The organism is Stenotrophomonas sp. FW305-3-2-15-E-LB1 (genome assembly GCF_058787375.1).
Genome location: NZ_JBYSZR010000001.1, coordinates 74,588 through 98,870 on the forward strand (window position 1 = coordinate 74,588; position 24,283 = coordinate 98,870).

At 67.9% G+C, this 24,283-nt stretch carries 28 protein-coding genes; 3 read left to right on the forward strand and 25 right to left on the reverse strand.

Going from position 1 to position 24,283, the window contains the following annotated elements; genetic code table 11:
- Nucleotides 1-22 precede the first annotated feature (22 nt).
- The 12 genes from lexA to rlmE form a co-directional block, all read right to left on the reverse strand.
- Nucleotides 23-658, reverse strand: coding sequence for a transcriptional repressor LexA (gene lexA, locus AC3WL7_RS00395; protein WP_079221455.1), 636 nt, complete (start codon nt 656-658; stop codon nt 23-25).
- A gap of 187 nt (nt 659-845) precedes the next feature.
- A complete protein-coding gene (gene ubiB, locus AC3WL7_RS00400) occupies nt 846-2,528 on the reverse strand; it encodes a 2-polyprenylphenol 6-hydroxylase (RefSeq protein WP_283221864.1) in 1,683 nt (560 codons plus the stop codon).
- A gap of 35 nt (nt 2,529-2,563) precedes the next feature.
- Nucleotides 2,564-3,058 (reverse strand): CinA family protein, encoded by a 495-nt coding sequence (locus AC3WL7_RS00405; RefSeq protein ID WP_108746440.1) that lies wholly within the window; start codon nt 3,056-3,058, stop codon nt 2,564-2,566.
- A gap of 67 nt (nt 3,059-3,125) precedes the next feature.
- Nucleotides 3,126-4,433, reverse strand: a complete 1,308-nt coding sequence (locus AC3WL7_RS00410) for an MFS family transporter (protein WP_108746439.1) — start codon at nt 4,431-4,433, stop codon at nt 3,126-3,128.
- Between the two features lie 307 nt (nt 4,434-4,740).
- A complete protein-coding gene (gene hflX, locus AC3WL7_RS00415) occupies nt 4,741-6,051 on the reverse strand; it encodes a ribosome rescue GTPase HflX (RefSeq protein ID WP_312738462.1) in 1,311 nt (436 codons plus the stop codon).
- Between the two features lie 14 nt (nt 6,052-6,065).
- Nucleotides 6,066-6,341 carry an RNA chaperone Hfq gene (gene hfq, locus AC3WL7_RS00420; RefSeq protein WP_079221450.1) on the reverse strand — a complete coding sequence of 92 codons (276 nt, stop codon included), beginning with the start codon at nt 6,339-6,341 and terminating at the stop codon, nt 6,066-6,068.
- A gap of 96 nt (nt 6,342-6,437) precedes the next feature.
- The gene (gene miaA / locus AC3WL7_RS00425; RefSeq protein WP_492748906.1) at nt 6,438-7,391 is read right to left on the reverse strand and encodes a tRNA (adenosine(37)-N6)-dimethylallyltransferase MiaA; all 954 of its coding nucleotides are present in this window, start codon (nt 7,389-7,391) and stop codon (nt 6,438-6,440) included.
- Nucleotides 7,391-8,287: a dihydropteroate synthase gene (gene folP / locus AC3WL7_RS00430; protein ID WP_492748907.1), complete on the reverse strand. Its 897-nt coding sequence runs from the start codon at nt 8,285-8,287 to the stop codon at nt 7,391-7,393. The genes miaA and folP overlap by 1 nt, the downstream gene beginning before the upstream one ends.
- Before the next feature lie 115 nt (nt 8,288-8,402).
- A complete protein-coding gene (locus tag AC3WL7_RS00435) occupies nt 8,403-8,906 on the reverse strand; it encodes a hypothetical protein (protein WP_492748909.1) in 504 nt (167 codons plus the stop codon).
- Between the two features lie 219 nt (nt 8,907-9,125).
- Nucleotides 9,126-9,314, reverse strand: coding sequence for a hypothetical protein (locus tag AC3WL7_RS00440; protein WP_200733024.1), 189 nt, complete (start codon nt 9,312-9,314; stop codon nt 9,126-9,128).
- Nucleotides 9,315-9,415: 101 nt separating this feature from the next.
- Nucleotides 9,416-11,353 carry an ATP-dependent zinc metalloprotease FtsH gene (gene ftsH, locus AC3WL7_RS00445; RefSeq protein ID WP_079221445.1) on the reverse strand — a complete coding sequence of 646 codons (1,938 nt, stop codon included), beginning with the start codon at nt 11,351-11,353 and terminating at the stop codon, nt 9,416-9,418.
- Nucleotides 11,354-11,418: 65 nt separating this feature from the next.
- Nucleotides 11,419-12,051: a 23S rRNA (uridine(2552)-2'-O)-methyltransferase RlmE gene (gene rlmE, locus AC3WL7_RS00450; protein ID WP_008265654.1), complete on the reverse strand. Its 633-nt coding sequence runs from the start codon at nt 12,049-12,051 to the stop codon at nt 11,419-11,421.
- A gap of 65 nt (nt 12,052-12,116) precedes the next feature.
- On the opposite strand from rlmE, the gene yhbY reads away from it, so the two are divergent.
- Nucleotides 12,117-12,422 carry a ribosome assembly RNA-binding protein YhbY gene (gene yhbY, locus AC3WL7_RS00455; protein ID WP_079221444.1) on the forward strand — a complete coding sequence of 102 codons (306 nt, stop codon included), beginning with the start codon at nt 12,117-12,119 and terminating at the stop codon, nt 12,420-12,422.
- Between the two features lie 13 nt (nt 12,423-12,435).
- On the forward strand, nt 12,436-12,810 hold the full coding sequence (locus tag AC3WL7_RS00460; RefSeq protein WP_108759519.1) for an Mth938-like domain-containing protein: 375 nt from the start codon (nt 12,436-12,438) through the stop codon (nt 12,808-12,810).
- Between the two features lie 281 nt (nt 12,811-13,091).
- Here the strand turns inward: AC3WL7_RS00460 and AC3WL7_RS00465 are convergent, their stop codons facing one another.
- From AC3WL7_RS00465 to surE, 4 genes are read right to left on the reverse strand one after another with little or no spacing between them, the layout of a single operon-like run.
- Nucleotides 13,092-13,877 carry a peptidoglycan DD-metalloendopeptidase family protein gene (locus AC3WL7_RS00465; RefSeq protein ID WP_079221442.1) on the reverse strand — a complete coding sequence of 262 codons (786 nt, stop codon included), beginning with the start codon at nt 13,875-13,877 and terminating at the stop codon, nt 13,092-13,094.
- A complete protein-coding gene (locus tag AC3WL7_RS00470) occupies nt 13,874-14,488 on the reverse strand; it encodes a YqaA family protein (RefSeq protein ID WP_079221441.1) in 615 nt (204 codons plus the stop codon). The genes AC3WL7_RS00465 and AC3WL7_RS00470 overlap by 4 nt, the downstream gene beginning before the upstream one ends.
- Nucleotides 14,489-14,507: 19 nt before the next feature.
- Nucleotides 14,508-15,185, reverse strand: a complete 678-nt coding sequence (locus tag AC3WL7_RS00475) for a protein-L-isoaspartate(D-aspartate) O-methyltransferase (protein WP_492748918.1) — start codon at nt 15,183-15,185, stop codon at nt 14,508-14,510.
- A complete protein-coding gene (surE, locus tag AC3WL7_RS00480) occupies nt 15,182-15,961 on the reverse strand; it encodes a 5'/3'-nucleotidase SurE (RefSeq protein ID WP_492748920.1) in 780 nt (259 codons plus the stop codon). Before surE ends, AC3WL7_RS00475 begins: the two co-directional genes overlap by 4 nt.
- A 209-nt stretch (nt 15,962-16,170) precedes the next feature.
- On the opposite strand from surE, the gene AC3WL7_RS00485 reads away from it, so the two are divergent.
- Nucleotides 16,171-16,710 (forward strand): Smr/MutS family protein, encoded by a 540-nt coding sequence (locus AC3WL7_RS00485; RefSeq protein ID WP_200733027.1) that lies wholly within the window; start codon nt 16,171-16,173, stop codon nt 16,708-16,710.
- A gap of 102 nt (nt 16,711-16,812) precedes the next feature.
- Here the strand turns inward: AC3WL7_RS00485 and truD are convergent, their stop codons facing one another.
- The 9 genes from truD to pyrG all read right to left on the reverse strand — a co-directional run bounded on the left by truD (nt 16,813) and on the right by pyrG (nt 24,152).
- Nucleotides 16,813-17,844: a tRNA pseudouridine(13) synthase TruD gene (gene truD / locus AC3WL7_RS00490; protein WP_079221437.1), complete on the reverse strand. Its 1,032-nt coding sequence runs from the start codon at nt 17,842-17,844 to the stop codon at nt 16,813-16,815.
- Complete coding sequence (gene ispF / locus AC3WL7_RS00495; protein ID WP_079221436.1) at nt 17,841-18,338, reverse strand: 2-C-methyl-D-erythritol 2,4-cyclodiphosphate synthase; 498 nt, start codon at nt 18,336-18,338, stop codon at nt 17,841-17,843. The genes truD and ispF overlap by 4 nt, the downstream gene beginning before the upstream one ends.
- A 34-nt stretch (nt 18,339-18,372) precedes the next feature.
- Nucleotides 18,373-19,071: a 2-C-methyl-D-erythritol 4-phosphate cytidylyltransferase gene (gene ispD, locus AC3WL7_RS00500; RefSeq protein ID WP_492748924.1), complete on the reverse strand. Its 699-nt coding sequence runs from the start codon at nt 19,069-19,071 to the stop codon at nt 18,373-18,375.
- Nucleotides 19,068-19,418 carry a cell division protein FtsB gene (gene ftsB, locus AC3WL7_RS00505; RefSeq protein WP_079221434.1) on the reverse strand — a complete coding sequence of 117 codons (351 nt, stop codon included), beginning with the start codon at nt 19,416-19,418 and terminating at the stop codon, nt 19,068-19,070. Before ftsB ends, ispD begins: the two co-directional genes overlap by 4 nt.
- A 4-nt stretch (nt 19,419-19,422) precedes the next feature.
- Nucleotides 19,423-20,715, reverse strand: a complete 1,293-nt coding sequence (gene eno / locus AC3WL7_RS00510; protein WP_079221433.1) for a phosphopyruvate hydratase — start codon at nt 20,713-20,715, stop codon at nt 19,423-19,425.
- 58 nt (nt 20,716-20,773) lie between these two features.
- Nucleotides 20,774-21,166, reverse strand: coding sequence for a hypothetical protein (locus AC3WL7_RS00515; RefSeq protein ID WP_492748927.1), 393 nt, complete (start codon nt 21,164-21,166; stop codon nt 20,774-20,776).
- 49 nt (nt 21,167-21,215) lie between these two features.
- The gene (locus AC3WL7_RS00520; protein WP_492748929.1) at nt 21,216-21,572 is read right to left on the reverse strand and encodes a hypothetical protein; all 357 of its coding nucleotides are present in this window, start codon (nt 21,570-21,572) and stop codon (nt 21,216-21,218) included.
- Nucleotides 21,569-22,399 carry a 3-deoxy-8-phosphooctulonate synthase gene (gene kdsA / locus AC3WL7_RS00525; protein ID WP_492748931.1) on the reverse strand — a complete coding sequence of 277 codons (831 nt, stop codon included), beginning with the start codon at nt 22,397-22,399 and terminating at the stop codon, nt 21,569-21,571. The genes AC3WL7_RS00520 and kdsA overlap by 4 nt, the downstream gene beginning before the upstream one ends.
- An 88-nt stretch (nt 22,400-22,487) precedes the next feature.
- The gene (gene pyrG / locus AC3WL7_RS00530; RefSeq protein ID WP_079221429.1) at nt 22,488-24,152 is read right to left on the reverse strand and encodes a CTP synthase; all 1,665 of its coding nucleotides are present in this window, start codon (nt 24,150-24,152) and stop codon (nt 22,488-22,490) included.
- Nucleotides 24,153-24,283 lie beyond the last annotated feature (131 nt).

The following is a 24,283-nucleotide window of genomic DNA, read 5'->3' on the forward strand; positions in this document are numbered from 1 at the left end:
GAACGGTGCTGCCGCAGCAGGCTCAGCGGTTGGGACGCAGCAGGCCGCAGTACAGCCCCTCGATCGCGAAATCCTGGTCGGGCAGGACTTCGATCGGCTTGTAGTCGGGGTTGCGCGGCAGCAGGCGGATGCGATCCTTGGCGATCTTCAGCAGCTTCACGGTGATCTCGTCGTCGATGCGGGCCACCACGATCTGCCCGGAATGCGCGTCGCGGGTGCGATGCACGCCGATCAGGTCGCCGTCGAAGATGCCCTCGTCGATCATCGAATCGCCCTGCACCTTCAGCAGGTAATCCGGGGCCGGCGAGAAGAACACCCGGTCCAGCACCACGAAATCGTCCGAACCGATGTCGGCGCCGATCGGCAGGCCGGCGGCGACCCGGCCCAGCACCGGCAGGCGCAGGACGCTGTCGGGCAGCCCGGGTTCGGCCAGCTTCTCGATCGGCGGCGCCTGTACCAGGCGGATGCCGCGGGCCTGGCCGGGGATGCGACGGATCGCACCGGCCTGCTCCAGGGCCTCCAGGTGGTACTGGGCCGCGCGTACGCCCTTGAAGCCGAATGCACGTGCGATTTCAGTCTGCGACGGCGGTGCGCCTTCGCTCTCGATACGCTCGGCGATCAACTGCAGGATCGCCTGCTGGGTGTCGGTCAGGTCCATGGTTAGTAGTATTACTACTAATGGACGGGTGTACAAGTGCCCCGGGCGGGTTCCGTAGTGCCGAGCCCATGCTCGGCAGATGGGGGATGCGCGAGCGCAGAGGAAAGAGCAGCCGACCAGCGGTCGGCTCTACAGGAATCGCGCCGCGATTCCGCGGTTCCCGGGGGGAACCGCTGCGGTAAGCACGCTACGCGTGCTTGCCGCTTCTCCATATCGAAAACAGGATCCAGACCCCGCAGAAACCGGCACCGACGAAGCCGCAGACGCCCAGGGCCAGCAGCCAGCGGCTGGAGATGCCGCCCACGCTGTGCATCACGATGGACGAACCGATGATCAGCGCGGCGGTGACGATGCCCATCACCAGGCGGTTGGCGGCGCGGTTCACCTGGTCGCCGAAGCCCTGCAGCGCGCTGGTTTCCACCTTCAGCTGCAGGCGCCCGCGGCGCGCAGCCTGGACCAGCTTGCGCAGGTCGCGCGGCAGTTCGCCGGCGAAATCGATCATTCCCAGCAGGCTGCGCCGTCCGCGCTTGAGCAGGGCCCGCGGCGCGTAGCGCTGCAGTACCACCCGCTCCAGGAACGGGCGCGCGGCGCTGGCCATGTCGAAATCCGGGTCAAGCTGGCGGCCCATGCCCTCCAGCGTCAGGAAGGCCTTGATCATCAGCGCCAGGTCGGCTGGCAGGGTCAGGCTGTAGCTGCGCAGCAACTGGGTGATGTCGCCCAGCATCAGGCCGATGCGCAGGTCCTTCAGCGGCACGCCGCGGTACTGGTCGACGAACTGGCTGATGTCGTGCTGCAGCCGGTTCTCGTCCACCTCCACCCCACCGGCCCAGTCCAGCAGCACGTCGGCCACGCCCTGCGGGTCCTGCTCGACCAGTCCGTGCAGCAACTGCGCGACCTGGAACCGGCGCACCTCGGAGAGCGCGCCGACCATGCCGAAATCGATCACCCCGATGCGGCCGTCGCGCAGGTAGATGATGTTGCCGGGGTGCGGGTCGGCGTGGAAGCTGCCGTCCTCCAGCACCATCTTCAGCACGATGTCGGCACCGCGCCGGGCCAGCTCACGGCGGTCCAGCCCCGCCGCATCCACGCCGGCCAGGTCACGGCCGGGAATGCCGTCGACGAAATCCTGGACATTCAGGCTCTCGCAGGTCCACTGCCAGTGCACCTCGGGAATCAGGATGTCGTCGCGACCGTGGAAGTTGCGGGCGATGCGCTCGGCATTGCGGCACTCGGCGGCGAAATCCAGCTCGCGGCGCAGCGATACGGTGAACTGCTGGACCACTTCGGCCGGGCGATAGCGACGCAGGTCGGGCAGGCGCGCCTCGACGATCTCGGCCAGGCGCGCCAGCAGGCGCAGGTCGGCTTCCACCACATCGCGGATGCCGGGCCGGCGCACCTTCAACACGACTTCCCGGCCATCGTGCAGACGCGCGCGATGGGCCTGGGCCAGCGACGCCGCAGCCATCGGCGTTTCATCGAGGAAGGCAAACACCTGCGAAGGTGCCGCGCCGAGGTCGGCTTCCAGCTGTTCGCGGATGGCGGCATACGGCAGCGCCGGCACCGCGTTCTGCAGTTCGGAAAGCTCGGCGATCCATTCCGGCGGCAGCAGGTCGACACGGGTGGCCAGCACCTGGCCCAGCTTGACGAAGGTCGGGCCAAGATCCTGCAGGGCGCTGCGCACCCGCACCGGCGCGGTCATGCGCAGCATCTGCTGGCTTTCCTCGTTCCAGTGCAGCAGCCGGCCGGCGCGCTCGAGCACGGTGGCCAGGCCGATGCGCCGGACCACGTCGCCGAAGCCGTAACGGATCAGGACGGCCGCGATTTCCTGCAGCCGGCCAAGGTCACGGACGGTACCCAGCGTCTCCCACATCGATGCCTACTCCGGTTTGGTACCGGGCCAGCATGTCACAGCTGGGCGTCGATACCGTGCAGGGCGGCTGCGACGGTCTGCCGCCGTATGGCTTCGCGGTCGCCGTCGAACTGGAACAGCTCGGCGCGTGCGTAGCCGCCGCGGCGCTTCCAGCCGATCCAGACGCTGCCGACCGGCTTGTCCGGGCTGCCGCCGCCCGGGCCGGCGATGCCGGTCACGGCCACGGCGATACCGGCACCGGAATTGATCAGCGCGCCGGACACCATTTCCAGCACGGCCTCGCGGCTGACCGCACCGAACTGCTCCAGGGTCTGCGCGCGCACGCCCAGCAGGCGCTGCTTGGCTTCATAGCTGTAGACCACCATGCCGCAGTCGAAGAACGCCGAGGAACCGGCGATATCGGTCATGCACTTGGCGATCCAGCCACCGCTGCAGCTTTCAGCGGTGACCAGTTGCAGCGAGGCCTGCTGCAGGCGCTGCCCAAGCGCGGCGGCCTGGGCATGGAGATCGGCGTCGGAGGGGAAGGACATCGGCATGGATCGAGGTAGCAACGGTCATCTTGTACCGCAGAACGGCGGCGCTGTCCTCCCCTGCCCCTCAGTGGTCGTGGTGCAGGTAGCGGGCCTGGCGCGGCAGGCGCAGGCTGACCAGGAACGCCACCACCATCATCACCGTGACGTACCAGAAGAACAGCTGCTCATGGCCCAGGCTCTTCAGGCCCAGCGCGGCGTACTCGGCGCTGCCGCCGAAGATCGCGTTGCCGATGGCGTAGGCCAGGCCGACGCCGAGCGCGCGCACCTGCGGCGGGAACATCTCGGCCTTCACGATGCCGGAGATCGACGTGTAGAAGCTGACGATGGCCAGCGCCAGCACGATCAGCCCGAAGGCCGCCCACGGGCTGGTGACGTGCTGCAGGGTGATCAGGATCGGCACGGTGGTGAGCGCGCCCAGCGCACCGAACAGCATCATGCTGGTGCGGCGGCCGATGCGGTCGGACAGCATGCCGAACAGCGGCTGCATGCACATGTACAGGAACAGCGCGCCGGTCATCACGTAACTGGCGGTCTTGATGGGCAGGTGCACCGTGTTGACCAGGAACTTCTGCATGTAGGTGGTGAAGGTGTAGAAGATCAGCGAGCCGCCAGCGGTGTAGCCGAGCACGGTGAAGAAGGCGGCCTTGTGGTCACGGAACAGCGCCGACAGGCTGCCGGCATCCTTGTCACCACGGTCGGCCTCGCTCTGCGTTTCATGCAGGGTACGGCGCAGCAGCAGCGCGACCACGGCGGCGACGGCGCCAAGCACGAACGGGATGCGCCAGCCCCAGGCGCGGATCTCCGCTTCGCTCAGCAGGGCTTCCATGATGACGATGACCAGCACCGCCAGCAGCTGGCCACCAATGAGGGTGACGTACTGGAACGAGGAGAAGAAGCCGCGCTGGCCGCGCAGAGCAACCTCGCTCATGTAGGTGGCCGTGGTGCCGTACTCGCCACCGACCGACAGGCCCTGGATCAGGCGCGCGACCAGCAGCAGGACCGGTGCCATCGCACCGATGCTGGCGTAGGTCGGCAGGCAGGCGACCATCAGCGAGCCGCCGCACATCATGCTGACCGAGATCAGCAGCGACTTCTTGCGGCCAAGACGATCGGCGATGCGGCCGAACAGCCAGCCACCGATGGGCCGCATCAGGAAGCCGGCCGCGAACACGCCGGCGGTGTTGAGCAGCTGCACTGTCGGGTTGGACGCCGGGAAGAAGGCGCCGGCGAAGTAGATGGCGCAGAACGCGTAGACGTAGAAGTCGAACCACTCCACCAGGTTGCCGGACGAGGCCGACATGATGGCGAACACGCGGTGGCGTTTCTCCGCCGCGGTGTACTGGGGGAGTGCGTCGGTGCTGACGTGGGACATGGAAGGGACTCCGGGGGTGCCGTGGGGGCAGACCCTCGGATCATCCGCCCGACGGGCGTGAGCGGATGTGCACTATCGGGCGGCTGGAGTGCGGTAATCGGCCGGTAGTGCGGGATGGACTGTTCCAGCAGGGCTTGCAGCCCTGCACCCGCAGAAGCCGAAGCCAGAGCAACAGCAGAAGCCGGCTTTCTGAGGGGAGTCGGAACGGAGATCTGCTTTGGTGGGTGCCGACCGTTGGTCGGCACGGGGTCGGCACGGGGTCCGATCCCTTTGCGCAGCAAAGGGCTCTGACCCCACCCGCCGTGGTTCACCACTCCGGCAGTTTTTCCGGCAGCAGGGCGCGGATGGGGCCGCCGTCGGCGCTGGCAGCCAGCTTTTCAGCTTCGGCGATCGGGATGTCCACCTGCAGCAGCCAGCCGTCTTCGTCAGCCTGTTCGCTGCGGATCACTTCCAGCTGGTGCAGGCGCGCGCGCAGGCGGCCGGCGCTGGGCGGCAGGCGCAGCTCGCCGGTGACGTGCTGCAGGCCCAGGCGCTTGCCCAGCACGCTCTGCAGCAGCTCCAGGCCCTGCCCGTCGCGGGCGGAAATCCAGACCCGCTCGCGGCGCGAGGGATCGGGAATGCCGTCCTGGCCGTCGTGGCGGACCTCGCCGCCCTCGATGCGGTCGATCTTGTTGAACACCAGCAGCTGCGGCAGGTCGCCCGCGCCAACCGCAGTCAGCACTTCGTCGACCTGGGCGATGCGCTCCTCGCGGTGCGGATCGGCGGCGTCGACCAGGTGCAGCAGGAAGTCGGCCTCGCGCGCCTCGGACAGGGTCGAGCGGAACGCGGCGACCAGGTCATGCGGCAGGTCGCGCACGAAGCCCACCGTATCGGCCAGCACGACGCTGCCACCGGGCACGGCGATGCGACGCACCGTCGGGTCAAGGGTGGCGAACAGCTGGTCGGCCGCGTACGCCTCGGCGCCGGTCAGGGCATTGAACAGCGTCGACTTGCCGGCGTTGGTGTAGCCGACCAGGGCAACGCGCGGCAGCTCACTGCGCAGGCGCGCGCGGCGCATCTGGGTACGCTGCACCTCGACCTTCTCCAGCCGCTTCTGCAGCTGCTCCACCCGCTTCTGCAGCAGGCGGCGGTCGGTTTCCAGCTGGGTTTCACCCGGGCCTCGCAGGCCGATGGAACCGCCGCGCTGGCGCTCCAGGTGGGTCCAGCCGCGCACCAGCCGCGTGGCAAGGTGGCGCAGCTGCGCCAGCTCCACCTGCAGCTTGCCTTCGTGGCTGTGCGCACGCTGGGCGAAGATGTCCAGGATCAGGCCGGTACGGTCGATCACCCGGCGCTCCAGGAAACGTTCCAGGTTGCGTTCCTGGCCCGGACTCAGCGAGTGGTTGACCAGGATCAGGTCAGCGCCAGTTGCATCGGCCGCCGCCTTGATCTCGTCCAGCTTGCCGCTGCCGATCAGGGTCGACGGGTTGGGACGGTCAAGGCGCGCGGTGATGGTGGCAGCAATGCTGGCCCCTGCCGAGCGGGCCAGATCACCGAACTCTTCCAGCACGTCGTCTTCCAGCTTGCCGAAGTGGGGCTGGATCAACAGGGCGTTTTCGCCCTTTTTCGAGCGGTCAAACATTCACCGCTCCAGAATTACTCGTCTGCTTCATCACCCGCCTGACCGTTTTCACCCGACTGCACATAGCCACCACCCGGCCCGACCTTCACGTTACGCGCCGGCACGACGGTGGAAATGGCGTGCTTGTAGACCATCTGGCTGACGGTGTTGCGCAGCAGGACCACGAACTGATCGAACGATTCGATCGTGCCCTGCAGCTTGATGCCGTTGACCAGGTACACCGAAACCGGCACGCGTTCGCGCCGCAGTGCATTCAAGAAAGGATCCTGCAGCGATTGCCCCTTGGACATTGCTAACTCCTGATTATTGTTCTTATTGGGTTGCCGGCGGTTGCCACGGCCCCCGAGCCGCCCGCCGGCCCATGATGTTACACGGCCAGCGGCGGTTCAGCGTGCGACGAAGGTCGACACCGCGCTTGCCAGGCGCTCCTGGTCGATATGGGGATCGAACCAGCGCGCATCAAGCTCGCCACGCAGCCAGGTCAGTTGGCGCTTGGCCAGCTGCCGGGTGGCGAAGATGGCCTTGTCGCGGAAGCGGGCGGCGTCGCCCTGCCCGTCCAGGAATTCCCAGGCCTGGCGATAGCCGACCGCACGCACCGCCGGCAGATCCAGCGGCGCGGCCACGGCCGCCATCTGCGGCAAAGCCCGCAGGGCGCGCACCTCGTCAAGGAAGCCCTGGCCCAGCATCGCGTCGAAGCGGGCCTCGATGCGCTGGTGCAGCACGGCGCGGTCGCGCGGGGCCAGGATCAGCTTCAGGGTGCGCACCGGCAGGGGCGCCACGCCGGGGCGGCGCTGCCATTCACTGATCGGCGTGCCGGTCAGGCGGTAGACCTCCAGCGCACGCTGGATGCGCTGGGGATCGGTGGCGTGGATGCGCGCGGCGGCGGCCGGATCGACCTGCGCCAGTTCAGCATGCAGGGCGGCCCAGCCGCGCTCAGCAGCCTCGGCGCTCAGCACCTCGCGCATCGCCGGGTCGGCCTCGGGCATGGGCGACAGCCCCTGCAGCAGGGCACGGAAATACAGGCCTGTGCCACCGGCCAGGATCGGGGTCTTGCCGCGGGCGACGATGTCGGCCACCACACGGCCGGCGTCAGCGGCGAACTCGGCCGCCGAATAGGTCTGCCACGGGTCGCGCAGGTCCAGCAGGTGGTGCGGTGCCTGCGCCCGCTCGGCGGCATCGGGCTTGGCCGAACCGATGTCCAGGCCGCGGTAGACCAGCGCCGAATCGACACTGACGATCTCGCCGTCCAGCTGACGGGCCAGGGCGATCGCGGTGGCGGTCTTGCCACTGGCGGTCGGGCCCATCACCGCGATCGCCAGCGGACGCTGGTCGACGGCCATCACTCGTCGTCCGGCCAGCGGATCGACGGAGCGGCATCGGCGCGGGGCGCGGGGACCGCATCCACGGCCTCCCAGACCTTCAATGCATCGACCGTAGCGGCCACGTCGTGCACGCGCACGATGCGGGCGCCGCGCTGGACCGCGATCAGGTGCGCAGCCACCGACGACGCCACGCGCTCGGTCGCCACCGCACGGCCGGTCAGCTCGCCCAGGCTGCGCTTGCGCGACAGGCCGGCCAGCATCGGCACGCCCAGTTCCAGGAAACGCTCGGACCGGGCCAGCAGGGTCATGTTGTGGGCCGTGGTCTTGCCGAAACCGAAGCCCAGGTCGATCAGCAGATTCTTCCTGGCGATGCCGGCCATTTCGGCGGCGAACAGGCGCTGTACGAGGAAGCCATGGACCTCGGCCACCACGTCGTCGTAATGCGGTTCGGCCTGCATGTGGCCGGGTTCGCCCTGCATGTGCATCAGCACCACCGGCACGCCGGTGTCGGCAGCCGCGTCGAGTGCGCCGTCCTGGCGCAGGCCGAAGATGTCGTTGATCATGCCGGCGCCGGCCGCCACGGCCGCGCGCATCACCTCCGGCTTGAAGGTGTCGATGCTGATCGGCACGGTGGTGCGGGCAGCGAGCTGTTCGATCACCGGCAGCACGCGCTGCAGCTCTTCTTCCACCGACACCGGCGCGGCGCCCGGGCGGGTGGACTCGCCGCCGATGTCGAGCAGGTCGGCGCCCTCCTCCACCAGCATCAGGCCATGGGCCACGGCCGCGTCGGTGCTGTCATGGGCGCCACCATCGGAGAACGAATCCGGGGTGACATTGACGATGCCCATGACCCGGGCACGGTCCAGGCGCAGGATGCGGCCGGCGCAGTCGAGCTGGGGAGAGATATCGAACATGGGTGATCCTGCGGGCAACGGTGGTTAGTTTAAGTCCGCAGGGCCGCACGCTGCATCCAGGGGTGGTGCCGGCTGGGCGCCGGCACCGAAACCGGATACGGCAGTTCCGCCCCGATCAGAAGTCGCCCAGGCGCGCGTTGTCCGTCGGTGCAGCCAGCCACGCTGCCAGATCTTCGCCGATCGCATTGACGGTGCGGTCGAGCACCGTGCAGGAGCCCTTGAAGCCAGCAAAGGCACCCCCGCGGGAGATCCGCCTTGCGGTGACCGTCGCAACCTGGTGGCCATCCTCGAACAGGACACCACGCACCGCGGCAGACTTGAAGTGCCCGACAAAGGCGTTGCCTGCGCTCTGCGCTTCGACCAGCTCCAGCCTCAACGAGCGCCCATTGCCGCTGTCGGCACCCACCGGCCCGGACACCAGGGTGTTGCCGTGGCGGGCGGCATTGCTGGCGAGCGACTGCGCCAATGTGGCACCGATGGTGCACTCGCTCCTGATGGCGTCGGCAATGATCGCTGAATCAGCGAAAGGCACCGGCTGCACGACGCGGATCTCAGCGGCGGCGGCGGGCAGGACAACGGTCGCCAGCCCTGCGAGGGCAAGCGGAAGCAGCAGTTTCATGGTGATCCCCTGTAAACCCGGCCTCCCCCTATGGCGGCCGTGGTGGCGCATCCTGACGCGCAGCAGAGGTACCGCGCAAGGCCTTATCCACGCACGGCGTGGATCTGCCGTGTCGACCAAGGTCGACACCTACCAAGAGCCGTGCCGACCAACGGTCGGCACCCACCAAAAGTTGCAGGAATCTGTCAGAGGCAGGGCGCCGCCCTGCCGGGAAAACCCTCAACGCTGCCGGCGGCGCTTCCGGTCCACGTACAGGGTCTTGATGATGCTCAGCAGGATGCCGACGGCGATGCCGACGCCGCAGCCCAGCAGCAGGTTGTCCACGGTCAGGCCCACGGCAACGCCGACGATGGTGGCGATGACCATTTCGACGGTATGGGAAATCGGTTGCGGCGGGGGAACGGACATGCGGGCTCCAGCGTAAGGCGGTGAATTCAGTCGGGCAGCGGGCCCGGAAACAACGAGGCCGGGTTTCCCCGGCCTCGTCTGCAATCAGCAATGGCGGGCCGTCAGTGCGACTCGGCCGGGCCGGCGATCGGCGGCAGCGGACGGGCGTCGCCGCCCTTGTCGTTGCCACCACCGTCCTTGTTGGACTTGTTCCAGCCCGCCGGCGGCGGCGGATCGCGGCCTTCCATGATGGCGTCGATCTGCGGCGCGTCGATGGTCTCGTACTGCAGCAGCAGCTGCGACATCGCATGCAGCTTGTCGATGTTGGCCGTCATCAGCTCGGTGGTGCGTGCATAGGCTTCGTCGAGGATGTTGCGCACTTCCTCGTCGATGCGGCGCGCGGTGTCGTTGGACACGCTCTTGTGCTGGGTGACCGAACGGCCCAGGAACACCTCGTCGTCCTCTTCGCCATAGGCGATCGGGCCGAGCTGGTCGGACAGGCCCCACTTGGTGACCATGTTGCGGGCCATCTTGGTGGCACGCTCGATGTCGTTGGAGGCACCGGTGGTGACCTTGTCGGCACCGAAGATCAGTTCCTCGGCCACGCGGCCACCGTACAGCGAGCACAGCTGCGACTTGATCGCCACGCGGTTCATCGAGTACTTGTCGCCTTCCGGCAGGTACATGGTCACGCCCAGCGCACGGCCGCGCGGGATGATGGTGACCTTGTAGACCGGATCATGCTCGGGCACGAGGCGGCCAACGATGGCGTGGCCGGCTTCGTGGTAAGCGGTAAGGGTCTTCTCGTCCTCGCTCATGGCCATCGAGCGGCGCTCGGCACCCATCAGGATCTTGTCGCGGGCACGGTCGAAGTGGTCCATGCGGACCTCCTTCTCGTTGCCACGCGCGGCGAACAGGGCCGCCTCGTTGCAGAGGTTGGCCAGGTCGGCACCGGAGAAGCCCGGCGTACCACGCGCGATCACCATCGGCTCGACATCGTCGGCCAGCGGCAGCTTGCGCATGTGCACCTTCAGGATGTGCTCGCGGCCCTTCACGTCCGGCAGGCCGACCACGACCTGGCGGTCGAAGCGGCCCGGGCGCAGCAGCGCCGGGTCCAGCACGTCCGGACGATTGGTCGCGGCGATGACGATCACGCCTTCACCACCCTCGAAGCCGTCCATCTCGACCAGCAGCTGGTTCAGGGTCTGCTCGCGCTCGTCGTGACCGCCGCCCAGGCCGGCACCACGATGGCGGCCGACGGCGTCGATTTCGTCGATGAAGATGATGCACGGCGCGTGCTTCTTGGCCTGCTCGAACATGTCGCGCACGCGGCTGGCGCCGACACCGACGAACATTTCGACGAAGTCAGAACCGGAGATCGAGAAGAACGGCACCTTGGCTTCGCCGGCGATGGCCTTGGCCAGCAGCGTCTTGCCGGTACCCGGCGGGCCCACCATCAGCACGCCGCGCGGAATCTTGCCGCCCAGCTTGGTGAACTTGGACGGGTCGCGCAGGAAGTCGACCAGTTCGCCCACTTCTTCCTTGGCCTCGTCGCAGCCGGCGACGTCGGCGAAGGTGACCTTGATCTGGTCTTCGCCCTGCAGCTTGGCGCGCGACTTGCCGAAGGACATCGCGCCCTTGGCACCGCCGCCACCGCCCTGCATCTGGCGCATGATGAACAGCCAGAAGCCGATGATCAGGATGACCGGCAGGAAGTTCATCAGGATGGCCGCGAAGGAAATGCCGCTGGACGGCTCTTCCTGCACGATGTCCACGTTCTTGGTGCGCAGCACGTTGATCAGGTCGCGATCAGCCGGCGCGGCGATGGTGGCCGTCTGGCCGCCACGGGTGGTGTAGGTGATCTGGTTGGTCAGGCCGCGCGAATCGCCACCGAAGGTGACCTTCTGCACGTTGCCGCTGTCCACCTGGTCCAGGAACTGCGAATACGTCGCGCCCTGCGCCCCGGCCCCGGAGGACTTGGGCGAGAAGCTCTGGAAGACCACCATCAGCACGACGGCGACGACCACCCATAGCAGGAGGTTCTTGGTCAAGTCGTTCATCCTCATTGGCTCCGGCGTTCCTCTTAGTGCGGGTCTTGCGTTGGGGTCGAGCGTACTCGGCGAGCTTACTTCATGTGGGCGCGTTTTCCCTGTCCCAAGGCATACACCTCGGGCGAGCGCTTGCGCGAGGCTTCCGGCTTGCGGATGGAGACCTTGTCGTACCGGCGGCGCATCTCGCGCACATAGTCGTCAAAGCCCTCGCCCTGGAACAGCTTGATCAGGAACGCCCCACCGGTCTTGAGGTGGTTGTCGGCGAAGTCCAGCGCAAGCTCGGCCAGGTGCATCATCCGCGGCTGGTCGACCGCGCCCACACCACTCTTATTGGGGGCCATGTCCGACAGCACAAGGTCTACCGGCTGATCCCCGAGCATGGCTTCAAACTGCGATAGGACGGTTTCTTCCCTGAAGTCACCGTGAAGGAACTCCACACCGGCCAGCGGCGGCATGTCCAGGATGTCCAGCGCCAGCACGCGGCCGGTATCGCCAATCTGTCTCCGGACCTGCTGAGACCAGCCGCCCGGGGCCGCACCGAGGTCGACCACCACCATGTGCGGCTTCAGCAACCGGTCACGTTCGAGCAGCTCCTCGAGCTTGTAGGCCGCGCGCGAGCGCATGCCTTCGGCCTGCGCCTTCTTCACGAAGGGGTCGGAGAAGTGTTCCTTGAGCCAGCGCTGGCTGCTTTTGCTACGGGTGGCCATTGGAAATAGGGGCTGATGGGGTCGTCATGATACCCTGATCGTCCCATTCAACCCCCTTTTCCTGCATGTCCATCGCACTGACCGCCTCCCAGACCCGTTTCCTGCGCGGCCACGCCCACGACCTCAAGGCCCTGCTGCAGACCGGCGGCAAGGGCATCACCCCGGCCTTCATCGCCGAGCTGAACGAAGTCCTGGAACGCCACGAACTGGTCAAGGTGAAGGTTGCCGCCGAGGACCGTGACGCCCGTGACGCGATGATCGCCGAGATCGTCGAAGCCACCGAGGCGGCGCTGGTGCAGCGCATCGGCCACGTCGCCGTGCTGTACCGCCCGAGCAAGGAACAGCGCCAGATCGTGCTGCCGCGCGGCTGATCGCCCTGCCCCCATGCAGCTGAACCACGAACCGCCCGATTACGCCTACAGCCTGCGCGCCGCCGACGGCCGCTCGGCCAGGGTCAACGACCTGGTGCTGGGGCAAAGCTTCTTCCTGACCCCCGACCAGCTGGTCGCGGAGTGGCCGGTGCGCCAGGCGTCCGACCTGCAGCTGGCCGATATCGAAGCGATTCTTGCGCTGAACCCTGCGCTGATCGTGCTGGGCACCGGCGACCGCCAGGTATTTCCGCCGGCGGCCGTGATGGCGGCCTGCCTGTCGCGCGGCATCGGTCTGGAAGTGATGAACAATCCGGCCGCCGCGCGCACGTTCAACATCCTTGCCGGCGAAGGCCGCAAGGTGGCCGCCGCCTTCATTCTGGAAGGTTGAGTCCGGAGCCGCCGGGCGTGGCCCGGCGCTACCCTGGATTACAGGTTGCCTGTAGCGCCCGAGCCGATGCTCGGGCGTTTTCGTTTGGTCGCGAAGAGCCGCCGGGCGTGGCCCGGCGCTACCCGTATCTGCCTGCGCTAGCGCGCCGGCAGATACTGCTGTGGGTCGACCGGCTTGCCGTTGTAGCGGGTGAGCCGCCGGCGCTTGCGGCCCATGGGCCGCGCCGTCGGCGAACGCCCGGCGTGCTACGCCGGGCCGGGGATCAAAAAGCGAATCGACGATCAACGCGCCGGCAGATACTGCTGCGGGTCGACCGGCTTGCCGTTGTAGCGGATCTCGAAGTGCAGCATGTCGCGGTTGGCCCCGGTGCGGCCCATCTCGGCGATCTGTTCACCCGCCTTGACGCTCTGCCCTTCGTTGACCAGGCGCTTGCGGTTGTGGCCATAGGCCGACAGCCACTGGTCGCTGTGCTTGATGATGATCAGCTCGCCGTAGCCGACCAGGCCGGCACCGGAATACACCACCACGCCATTGGCGGTGGCGCGCACGGCAGCGCCGCTGGAGCCGGCGATGTCCACGCCCTGCTTGGTCGCATCACCCGCCACGTAACGACCGACGATCGCGCCGTCGGCCGGCCAGCGCCAGTCGATGTTGCTCTTCACCGGCCCGACCGGGGCCGTCGCGACCGGCGTCGGCGTCGTCGTGCCTGCGGTGCCGCGCGGCGGGGTCACCACCGTGGTCGGCGCGCGGCCGCCGGTGGCGCCGGCCGGATACAGGCGGATGACCTGCCCCGGGTAGATCTGCGAGGGATTGTCCAGCCGGTTCCAGGCGATCAGGTCGGCCGGCGTGATGTCATGGATGCGGGCCAGCGCGTAGATCGTGTCGCCCTTGCGCACGACCACGGTCTGCCCGGGCTTGGCGACCGAGGTCTTCGGCGTGCTGACAGTGGTGCCACCGCTGCTGCCGCCGGGGCGGACGACGGTGGCGGTGCCACAGGCGGCCAGGGTGGATACCAGCAACGCCAGCGCGCCGATGCGCACTCCCTTGCTCAGACAATCTGCACTCATGCGAACTTCGACCTCCATACAAGCCAGGCAACCAGCCCCACCACCAGCGCGGTGGCGATCCAGCCCAGCGGTTCAATCCAGCGGCGCAGCGCCGCTTCGGCACGCGCACCACCGATGCGGATGACCGCGGCCAGCACGTACACGCGCTTGCCGCGGCCGATCAACATGCTCAGCAGGTACTGTGGCATGGGCACGCCGACGATACCCGAAGCCCATGTGAAGACCTTCATCGGGATGGGCATGAAGCCCCCCAGCACCAGGAAGGTGAACACCGCCCACGGCGACTCGGCCATCTTGGCCTGCACGGTGGCGATGCCCTGCTCGATGGCCGGCAGCATGCCCAGCGCCTCGAACACCGGCTTGATCGCCTCGAAGGCGAAATGCCCCAGCGCATAGCCGACCACCGCGCCGACCATGGAGCCGGCCAGGCTGAGCGTGGCGAACCACCAGCCGCGCTTGGGCTGGGCCACGCACATCGGCGCCAGCATCACTTCCGGCATGACCGGGAAAATGATGGCTTCAAAGAAACTCAACACCGTCAGGTAGGTCGGCGCTCGTTCGTGCGCCGCCCACTTCATCGCCCGCTCGTACAGCGGCCCGAAAATCTTCATGCAACCCTGCTCCGTGGATTCAATCGAGCATGCCAGACAGCAGCGGCACGAACGTGACCGGTGCCAGCACGCGTTGTTCAATGCTGCCGTCTTCCCTGCGGTCCAGCTGCACCAGTGACTGGCCGCCCGGGCCACCCACCGGCGCCACCAGGCGCCCACCCACAGCCAGCTGCTCGACCAGGGCATCGACCAGAGCCGGCGCGGCCGCGGTGACCACCACCGCATCGTAGGGGCCGTGCTCGGCCCAGCCGACGCGGCCGTCATCATGCTTGGTACGGATGTTCATGCCCAGTGCGCGGAAGCGCTTGCGGGCCTGCCGCAGCAGATCGCCGATGCGCTCGACGGTGTAGACCTCCAGGCCTACGGCGCCGAGCACGGCGGCCTGGTAGCCCGAGCCGGTGCCTACTTCCAGCACCGTCTTCGGCGCGACCTGCAGCACTGCCTCGGTCATGCGGGCCACGACCCACGGCTGCGAGATGGTCTGCCCATGGCCGATCGGCAGCGCGGTGTCTTCGTAGGCACGCGAGGCCAGGGCCTCGTCGATGAACAGATGGCGCGGCACCACCCGGATCGCGTTCAGCGTGGGCTCGTCGACGATGCCGGCTTCGCGCAGGCGATCGACCAGGCGGTCGCGCACGCGCTGCGAGGTCATGCCGATGCCAACCGCTTCCGGCTGCAGGCGCAGGCGCGGGCTCATGCCGGCTGGTCCAGCGCGGCGCTGAGGCCGCCGACCCAGCTGGCCACTTTCTCAAGTGCCTGGTAGCGGGTCAGGTCGACCTGGATGGGCGTGATCGAGATGTGGCCGGTGCGCACGGCATTGAAATCGGTGCCGGGGCCGGAATCCTGTTCACGACCGGCCGGGCCGATCCAGTACACGTCGTTGCCGCGCGGGTCCTTCTGCGCGATGCAGCCCTCGGCGCGATGACGGTTGCCCAGGCGGGTCACTTCGAAACCCTTGACCTTGCTCCACGGCAGGTCGGGCACGTTGACGTTGAGGATGGTGTCGGCCGGCAGCGGATCGGCCTTCAGGCGGGCGACGATCTCTACTGCGGCACGCGCGGCGGTCTCGAAGTGCTTCGGATCGTGGTTGCGGGTGACCAGGGAAACAGCCACCGCCGGCAGGCCGAGGAAGCGACCTTCCATCGCCGCCGAGACGGTGCCCGAATAGATGACGTCGTCGCCGAGGTTGGCGGCGTTGTTGATGCCGGAAACGACAATGTCGGGTTCGAATTCGAGCAGGCCGGTCAGCGCCAGGTGCACGCAGTCGGTCGGGGTCCCTGCCACCGAGACGGTGTAGTGGTCGATGCGCTTGAGCCGGATCGGCAGGTCCAGCGTCAGCGAATTGCTGGCACCGGAACGATCACGGTCGGGGGCGACCACCGTCACTTCATGGCCGGCCTCGCGCAGCACGGCGGCAAGCATCCGGATGCCTGCGGCGTCGACGCCATCATCGTTACTGACCAGGATGCGCATCTTCGATTTAACCGCTTGATTTTCCAAGAATTCGATTCCGTCACCTTGTCGCGTGGGCGGGACCGCCCGCGCCCCTGTCGGGGACCGGCGATCGCGCAAGTGCGTCGGGTATTGTGCCGCAAGCGGGCCGCCGGTCCTACCCTGCCGGTGGTGATGCGCGTCATCGAATCGACATAGGCAGACCCGCGCGGGCGGTTTACCCTGTGCGCATGTCGCACCCTGAAGATGAAGATCCGGCCGCCCTGTTCCGTGCGGCCATCGGCGAAGTGAAGCCGCTGCGCAAGGAGGTCGAGCCGGCGCCCGCAGCGCCGCGACCGAAGCCGCGCGCGCGCATGGCCGAACGCGACGAAGCCGAGGCGGCGGGTGAGTTCGCCCGCCTGCTGCGCGACAGCAGCCCGCTGGAAGCCGGCGACACCGCCAGCTACCGCCGCGACAACCTGCCGCCGCGCATGTTCCAGCGCCTGAAGCGTGGCCAGTATTCGGTGCAGGACGAACTGGACCTGCACGGCGCGACCGCCGCGCAGGCCGAGATGCTGCTGCGCCAGTTCCTGCTGGAGGCGCACGCGCACGAGTACGGCTGCGTGCGCATCATCCATGGCAAGGGCCTGCAGTCCGATGGTGGCGCACCGGTGTTGAAGAACCTGGTGGACCGACTGCTGCGGCTGCGCAACGACGTGCTTGCGTTCCACTCGGCGCCGACCGGCCAGGGCGGCACCGGTGCGGTGCTGGTGTTGCTGGCGCGCCGTTGATCCCCGCATCCACGCTTGGCGTGGATCTACGACCTGTCACGGCGTCTCATGCGATGCCGGTAGATCCACGCCATGCGTGGATATCCCGACCCCGCCCCGCGATCAGCCCTGCGAGGCGTCTTCCACCGGGCCCAGTTCGTGCAGCACCGCGGTGGCATAGCAGCCCGGCGGCAGCGCGAACGACAGCTCCAGCACGTCATCGGCCAGCCACTGGTGCTGCAGCAGGGCAGGACGCAGGCGCAGCGCGCGACGCTCCTGCTTCAGGCGGGCGCCTTCCAGGCCGGCACGCAGGGCCTGCGACTCCTCATCGTCCAGCGCCGCCAGTTCCAGCGTGCGGGCAGCCTCGGTGCTGCGCAGCTCACCCTCGCCCCACAGCGGCGCGCTGGGGTGGATGTCGAAGCGCGCCAGGCGCTCGGCCAGCACGTCGGTGTACGGCTCCGGGCCGAACACGCTGCGGCTGCCATCGAGCATCCACACCTCGCCGTCCAGCGGCTGGTCCCAGCTGCCCTGCTCCACGCGCGCGGCCAGCACGCGGTTGAACAGGGCCGAGCGGGCCGCCGACAGCAGCAGTGAACGCTGGTCCTGGCGCATGCGCCGGCCACCGAACATCGCCAGCGCGGCCGGAACATTGCCGCCGTCGCGACCAAAGCGCTGCTCGCCGAACCAGTTCGGCAGGCCACGCGCGGCAATCTGCTGCAGGCGCTCATCGATGGCCGCGGCGTCGCCCTGCACGTCGCGCAGCACCAGCTTGAAGCGGTTGCCGGCCAGCGCACCGCGCTGCAGCTTGCGGTTGTGCCAGGTGGCCTCGAGCACTTCGATCTCGTCGCTGGCCAGGCTGGCCAGGTCCGGGGCGATGCGCTTGGGCAGGTGCACGCTGAAGCGCTGGGTGGTGACCGCGTTGCGGTCCTTCATGCCCGCGTAGCTGACCGCCATCTCCGGCAGGCCCGCCCACTTCGCCAGCACCTTGGCCACGTGCACCGTGTTGGCGCCGCGCTTGCGGATGTGCAGCAGCAGGTGCTCACCTTCGCCGGTGGCCTCGAAGGCCGGCAGTTCGTCGACCTGGAAGTCGTCCGGCGTGGTGCGGATGCGCGCGCTCAGCAGCGGCGCACCAAAGGCCAGCGGCAACGGAATCATGCCGCCACCAGCAGGACAACGGCCTGCGCGGCAATGCCTTCGCCACGGCCGGTGAAGCCGAGCTTCTCCGAGGTGGTGGCCTTGACGCTGACCGCGTCCAGCGGCAACTGCAGCAGGCCGCCGATGCGCTCGCGCATCGCCAGTGCATGCGGGCCGACCTTGGGCCGCTCGCAGATGACCGTGATGTCGGTATTGCCGACGCGCCAGCCACGCTCGCGCAGCAGGCTGTCGCAATGGCGGACGAAATCACTGCTGTCCGCGCCCTTCCAGCGATCGTCGCTGGGCGGGAAATGCTGGCCGATGTCGCCCAGCGCGATCGCGCCAAGCATGGCGTCGCACAGCGCGTGCAGGATGACGTCGCCATCGCTGTGGGCAAGCACGCCGCAGCTGTGCGCCACGCGGATGCCGCCCAGCATGATGTGGTCGCCTTCGCCGAAGGCATGGACGTCGTAGCCCTGGCCGATACGGACGGGCGGGAACGGAGCTGTGCTCATGGATGCAACCCTTGCAGCAGGGCCGCGCGGGCGATCAGCCGGCGCGGCGGGAAAGTACGAATTCGAAACGGTCGAGGTCGGCCGGGGTGGTGACCTTGAAATTGTCCTCGCTGCCTTCCACCAGCAGCGGTCGCTGGCCCTGGCGCTCCATGGCCATGGCTTCGTCGGTCACCTCGACACCGCTGGCGGCAGCACCGGCCAGCGCGCGGACCAGCTGGTGGCGGCGGAACAGCTGCGGGGTCAACGCACGCCAGAGGCGCTCGCGCGGCTCGGTGCCATCAATGCCACCATCGCCACCGGCTCGCTTGAGGGTGTCGCGCACGGGCGCGGCGAGAATCGCGCCGACCGGGTCGGCACGCCCCACTTCCAGCAGGCGGCCCAGATCGGCCAGCGACAGGTTGGGCCGCGCGGCATCGTGCACCAGCACGAACTCGTCGGCGCGCACACTGTCGGGCAGGGCCTGCAGGCCCGCCAGCACCGAAGCGGCCCGGGTGTCGCCGCCGATGCAGGTCAGCACCGGCTTGCCGGACCACTCGGTCCAGCCCGGCCAATCGGCATCGTCCTGGCCGATCACCACCATCGCCCCAGCCACGGCCGGGTGCGCCAGCAGTGCATCCAGGGTATGGGCGAGCAGGATCTGCCCGCCCGCCTGCAGGTACTGCTTGGGCAACGGCGCGCCGAAACGGGTGCCCCGCCCGGCGGCCGGAACGACCGCCCAGATGGCCGCGCTCACGGCACGTCCGCCGGGTGGTCGCCGACCTGCGCCGCGACCGGTGCAGCCTGCGCCGGGCGAACCGGCGCATCCTCCACCACGCGGTAGAACTTCTCGCCGGGCTTGATCATGCCCAGCTCGCTGCGCGCGCGTTCTTCGATGGCGGCCTGGCCTTCCTTGAGGTCCTTCACTTCGGCAGCCAGCGCATCGTTGCGCTGCTGCAGACCTTCATTGTCCCGCTCCTGGTTGGCGACCTGGGCTTCGAGCATCATCACTTCACCCGAATTGCCCGGGCCGAACCAGAAACGGTACTGCAGCCATGCCAGCAGCAGGGCCAGCAGCAACAGCAGCCAGCGCCAGTCGCGCATGGGCTCAGCGCTTCAGCGAAACGAACGCGTCACGACCGGCGTAACGCGCGCTGGCGCCGAGGGCTTCCTCGATGCGCAGCAGCTGGTTGTACTTGGCCACGCGATCGCTGCGGCACAGCGAGCCGGTCTTGATCTGGGTGGCGGTGGTGGCCACCGAGATGTCGGCGATGGTGGTGTCTTCGGTTTCGCCCGAACGGTGCGAGACCACGGCGGCGTAGCCGGCACGGTCGGCCATGGCGATCGCTTCCAGGGTTTCGCTGAGGGTACCGATCTGGTTGACCTTGATCAGGATCGCATTGGCGGTGCCCGAATCGATGCCTTCCTGGAAGATCTTCGGGTTGGTGACGAACAGGTCGTCGCCCACCAGCTGCACCTTCTTGCCGATGCGGTCGGTCAGCAGCTTCCAGCCAGCCCAGTCGTTCTCGGCCAGGCCGTCCTCGATCGTGATGATCGGGTACTGCGCGGCCCAGTCGGCCAGGAAGTCGACGAACTGCTCGGAGGTCAGGCGCTTGTTCTCGCCCACCAGGTTGTACTTGCCGTTCTCGAAGAACTCGCTGGAGGCCACGTCCAGGCCCAGCAGCACGTCTTCACCGGCGGTGTAGCCGGCCTTGCCGATGGCTTCCAGGATGGTGTCCAGCGCTTCGACGTTGCTGCGGAAGTCCGGCGCGAAGCCGCCTTCGTCGCCCACGGCGGTGCTCAGGCCGTGGCTCTTCAGCACGGACTTCAGCGAATGGAAGATTTCGGTACCGGCGCGCAGCGCTTCGGAGAACGAGGTGAAGCCCACCGGCAGCACCATGAATTCCTGGAAGTCGACGTTGTTGTCGGCGTGTGCGCCGCCGTTGATGATGTTCATCATCGGCACCGGCAGCGACGGGGTCGCACCGGTCTTGGTGGCCAGGTACTGCCACAGGGCCTGCTTGCTGGACGCAGCGGCCGCATGCGCGGCTGCCATCGACACGGCCAGCAGCGCGTTGGCGCCCAGGCGGCCCTTGTTCTCGGTGCCGTCCAGGTCGATCAGGCGACGGTCCAGGCCAGCCTGGTCGACGGCTTCGAAGCCCTTCAGTGCATTGGCGATGGCGCCGTTGACGTTCTCGACGGCCTTGCGCACGCCCTTGCCCAGGTAACGGGTCTTGTCGCCGTCACGCAGCTCGACCGCTTCCTTGGTACCGGTCGAGGCGCCGGAGGGAACCGCGGCGCGACCGAACGAACCGTCCTCCAGGATGACTTCGGCTTCCAGCGTGGGGTTGCCACGGCTGTCGAGGATTTCACGGGCGTGGATGCTGCGGATCGTACTCATGAGCGGACCGGTTACCTGTCTGGAGGAGGGAATGCGACAAATGTGAAATGCCGCGTGATTATCCCCGGCTGCCCGTCGCTTGCCAAATGGTGTCGTCGGCCACGACCGGATCCGCGCCCTGCACCAGCAGCGGCACCGCAATCAGCAGGCCCAGCAGCGCCAGCAGCAGTGCCGCCACCGCAGCCGTGCCACGGCCACGCCGGGTGCGCCAGGCCAGCACCGAGGCCACCCCGCTGCCGAGCGCGGACAGCGCCAGCACGGCCACCGCCAGCATCAGGATCCACTGCTTGGAGGCCAGCGCATGGCTGCCATCGCCCGGCATGCCGATCGCAGACAGGAACACCACCACCCCGGCAGCGAGGGCCGCCCAGGCAAGCACGGCAAGGCCAAGCGCGCACGCGCCCCAGGGCCACGGTCGGCGCGGCACGCGCGCGGAAGAGGTCGGGTTCATCGTATGAATGGGTACCGCATGAAGGGGGCCAATGCCCGCAGGTGAACCATCACAGCTGGGCAAGGATGGCCCAGGCCAACAGCGCCGACGGCACGGCCAGCAGCAGCGCGGCCAGCCCAGCGGCACCGCGTGCGCGCTGCAGGCGCCAGCCCAGCACCGTGCTTGCAAGGCTCGCCGCATACAGCACGGCGACCGCGGCAAGGGAAACCTTGAACATCGTGGCCTGCCAGTGCGGGGCCGCACCATCGCCCGGCATGCGCGTACCGGCAGCTCCCAGCAGCACCATGTAACCGAGCGCGACCCACGCCAGCACGCACAGCGCCAGCGCCATCCAGCCCCACGGCCAGCTGCGCCAATGCCGCCGGCGACGCTGGGCTTCCAGCGCCGCCCACGGGTCAAGACTCACGCGAAGCGCGAGAAGCCGTGCTTCTTGGTCACCGCGTCGAGCTCCATCAGGGTCTCGAGCAGGGCTTCCATCTGGTCCAGCGGCCACGCATTGGGGCCATCGGACAGGGCCTTGGACGGATCCGGGTGGGTCTCGGCGAACAGACCGGAGATGCCCACCGCCACCGCGGCACGCGCCAGCACCGGCACGTGCTCGCGCTGGCCGCCCGAACTGGTGCCCTGGCCGCCCGGCAGCTGCACCGAATGGGTGGCATCGAACACCACCGGGCAACCGGTATCGCGCATCACTGCCAGCGAACGCATGTCGCTGACCAGGTTGTTGTAGCCGAAGCTGGCACCGCGCTCGCAGACCATGATCTGCTCGTTGCCGGTAGCCTTGGCCTTCTCCACGACCGGCTTCATGTCCCACGGCGCCAGGAACTGGCCCTTCTTGATGTTGACCGGCTTGCCGGCCGCACACACCTTGCGGATGAAGTCGGTCTGGCGGACCAGGAACGCCGGGGTCTGCAGCACGTCCACCACCGAGGCCACTTCGTCCATCGGGGTGTATTCATGCACGTCGGTCAGCACCGGCACGCCGATCTGCTTCTTCACTTCGGCCAGCACCTTCAGGCCTTCTTCCATGCCCGGGCCGCGGAAGGCGGTGCCCGAGGTACGGTTGGCCTTGTCGAAGCTCGACTTGAAGATGAAGTTGACGCCGAGGCGGTCGGTGATCTCCTTCAGCTTGCCGGCGGTATCGAGCTGCAGCTGCATCGACTCGATCACGCAGGGGCCGGCGATCAGGAACAGGGGCTGGTCCAGCCCGACCTCGAATCCACACAGTTTCATGGCGTTTCCTTGTTGTCCGCTACGCCGGCAGGGCCGGCGCGCTGGGGTTGAAGCATGCAGGATGGGGGCCGAAGCCCCCCTTCACAAGTCAGGCGCGGGCTTCGGCCAGCAGCGCGCCACCGGCCTTGCGCTCGCGCGCGGCACGGATGAAGCCGATGAACAGCGGATGGCCATCGCGCGGGGTGGACAGGAATTCCGGGTGCGCCTGGCAGGCCAGGAACCATGGGTGCGCGTCACGCGGCAGCTCGACCACTTCCACCAGGGTGTCGTCCATCGACTTGCCCGAGATCACCAGGCCGGCATCTTCCAGCTGGGTGCGGTAGCGGTTGTTGAACTCGTAGCGGTGGCGGTGACGCTCGGAGACCACGTCCTTGCCGTACAGCTCGCGGGCCAGCGTGCCCGGCTTCAGGCGCTGTTCCTGCAGGCCCAGGCGCATGGTGCCGCCGAGGTCGCTCTTGTCATCGCGCTTCTCGACATCGCCGGTGGCGGTACGCCATTCGGTGATCAGGCCGATCACCGGATCCGGCGACTGGCGGTCGTTCTCGGTGCTGTTGGCGTTTTCCAGGCCCAGCACGTGGCGCGCGTAGTCCACCACCGCCGCCTGCATGCCGTAGCAGATGCCGAAGTACGGCACGCTGTTCTGGCGGGCGAACTGCGAGGTCAGCACCTTGCCTTCGAAACCGCGGTCACCGAAGCCGCCCGGCACCAGGATGCCGTCGACGTCGGCCAGCGCGGCCATGTCGGTGCCTTCCAGGTCCTGCGCTTCCAGCCACTTCAGGTTGACCTTGGTGCGCTGGCGCAGGCCGCCGTGCTTGAGGGCTTCGCCGACCGACTTGTACGCGTCCTGGTGGTCGACGTACTTGCCGACCACGGCGATGGTCACTTCGTCCAGCGGGTGCAGGGTCGCGTCGACCGCGTCCTCCCACATCGACAGGTCGACCGGGCCGACCTTGTCGGCCAGCTTCAGCTGGTTGACCACGATCTCGTCCAGGCCCTGCGCATGCAGGCCCGACGGAATACGGTACAGCACATCCACGTCCGGCACGCTGATGACGGCGCGTTCGGAGACGTTGGTGAACTGGGCGATCTTGCGGCGCTCCGAATCCGGCACAGCCTGCTCGGAACGGCACAGCAGCACGTCCGGCTGGATGCCGATCGAGCGCAGTTCCTTCACCGAGTGCTGGGTCGGCTTGGTCTTCAGCTCACCAGCGGCGCCGATGTACGGCACCAGGGTGAGGTGCATGAACAGCGCCTTCTCCGGGCCGCGCTCGGTGCGCACCTGGCGGATCGCTTCCAGGAACGGCAGCGACTCGATATCGCCCACGGTGCCGCCGATCTCGACCAGGGCCACGTCGTAGCCTTCGGTGGCTTCGTCGATGCAGCGGCGGATCTCGTCGGTGATGTGCGGGATGACCTGCACGGTCGCGCCCAGGTAGTCGCCGCGGCGCTCCTTGCGGATCACGTTCTCGTAGATGCGGCCGGTGGTGACCGAGTTCTTGCGGCTCAGGCGGGTACGCACGAAGCGCTCGTAGTGGCCCAGGTCGAGATCGGTCTCGGCGCCGTCGTCGGTGACGTAGACCTCACCGTGCTGGAACGGGCTCATGGTGCCCGGGTCGACGTTGATGTACGGGTCGAGCTTCATCATCGTGACCTTCAGGCCACGCGCTTCGAGGATGGCGGCCAGTGACGCAGCGGCAATACCTTTGCCGAGCGAGGACACCACGCCGCCGGTTACGAAAATCAAGGGAGTCATGGCTGCAAGCATCCTGTCTGGAAATGGAAAACGGCAGCGCCACGCCTGCCCGAGGGGCGGGCGTGGAGCAGAAAGGGGGTTTTCCGGTTCGCTGGGGCAGCGAGGGAGGTGCGGGACCGGTCGGCGGCAGG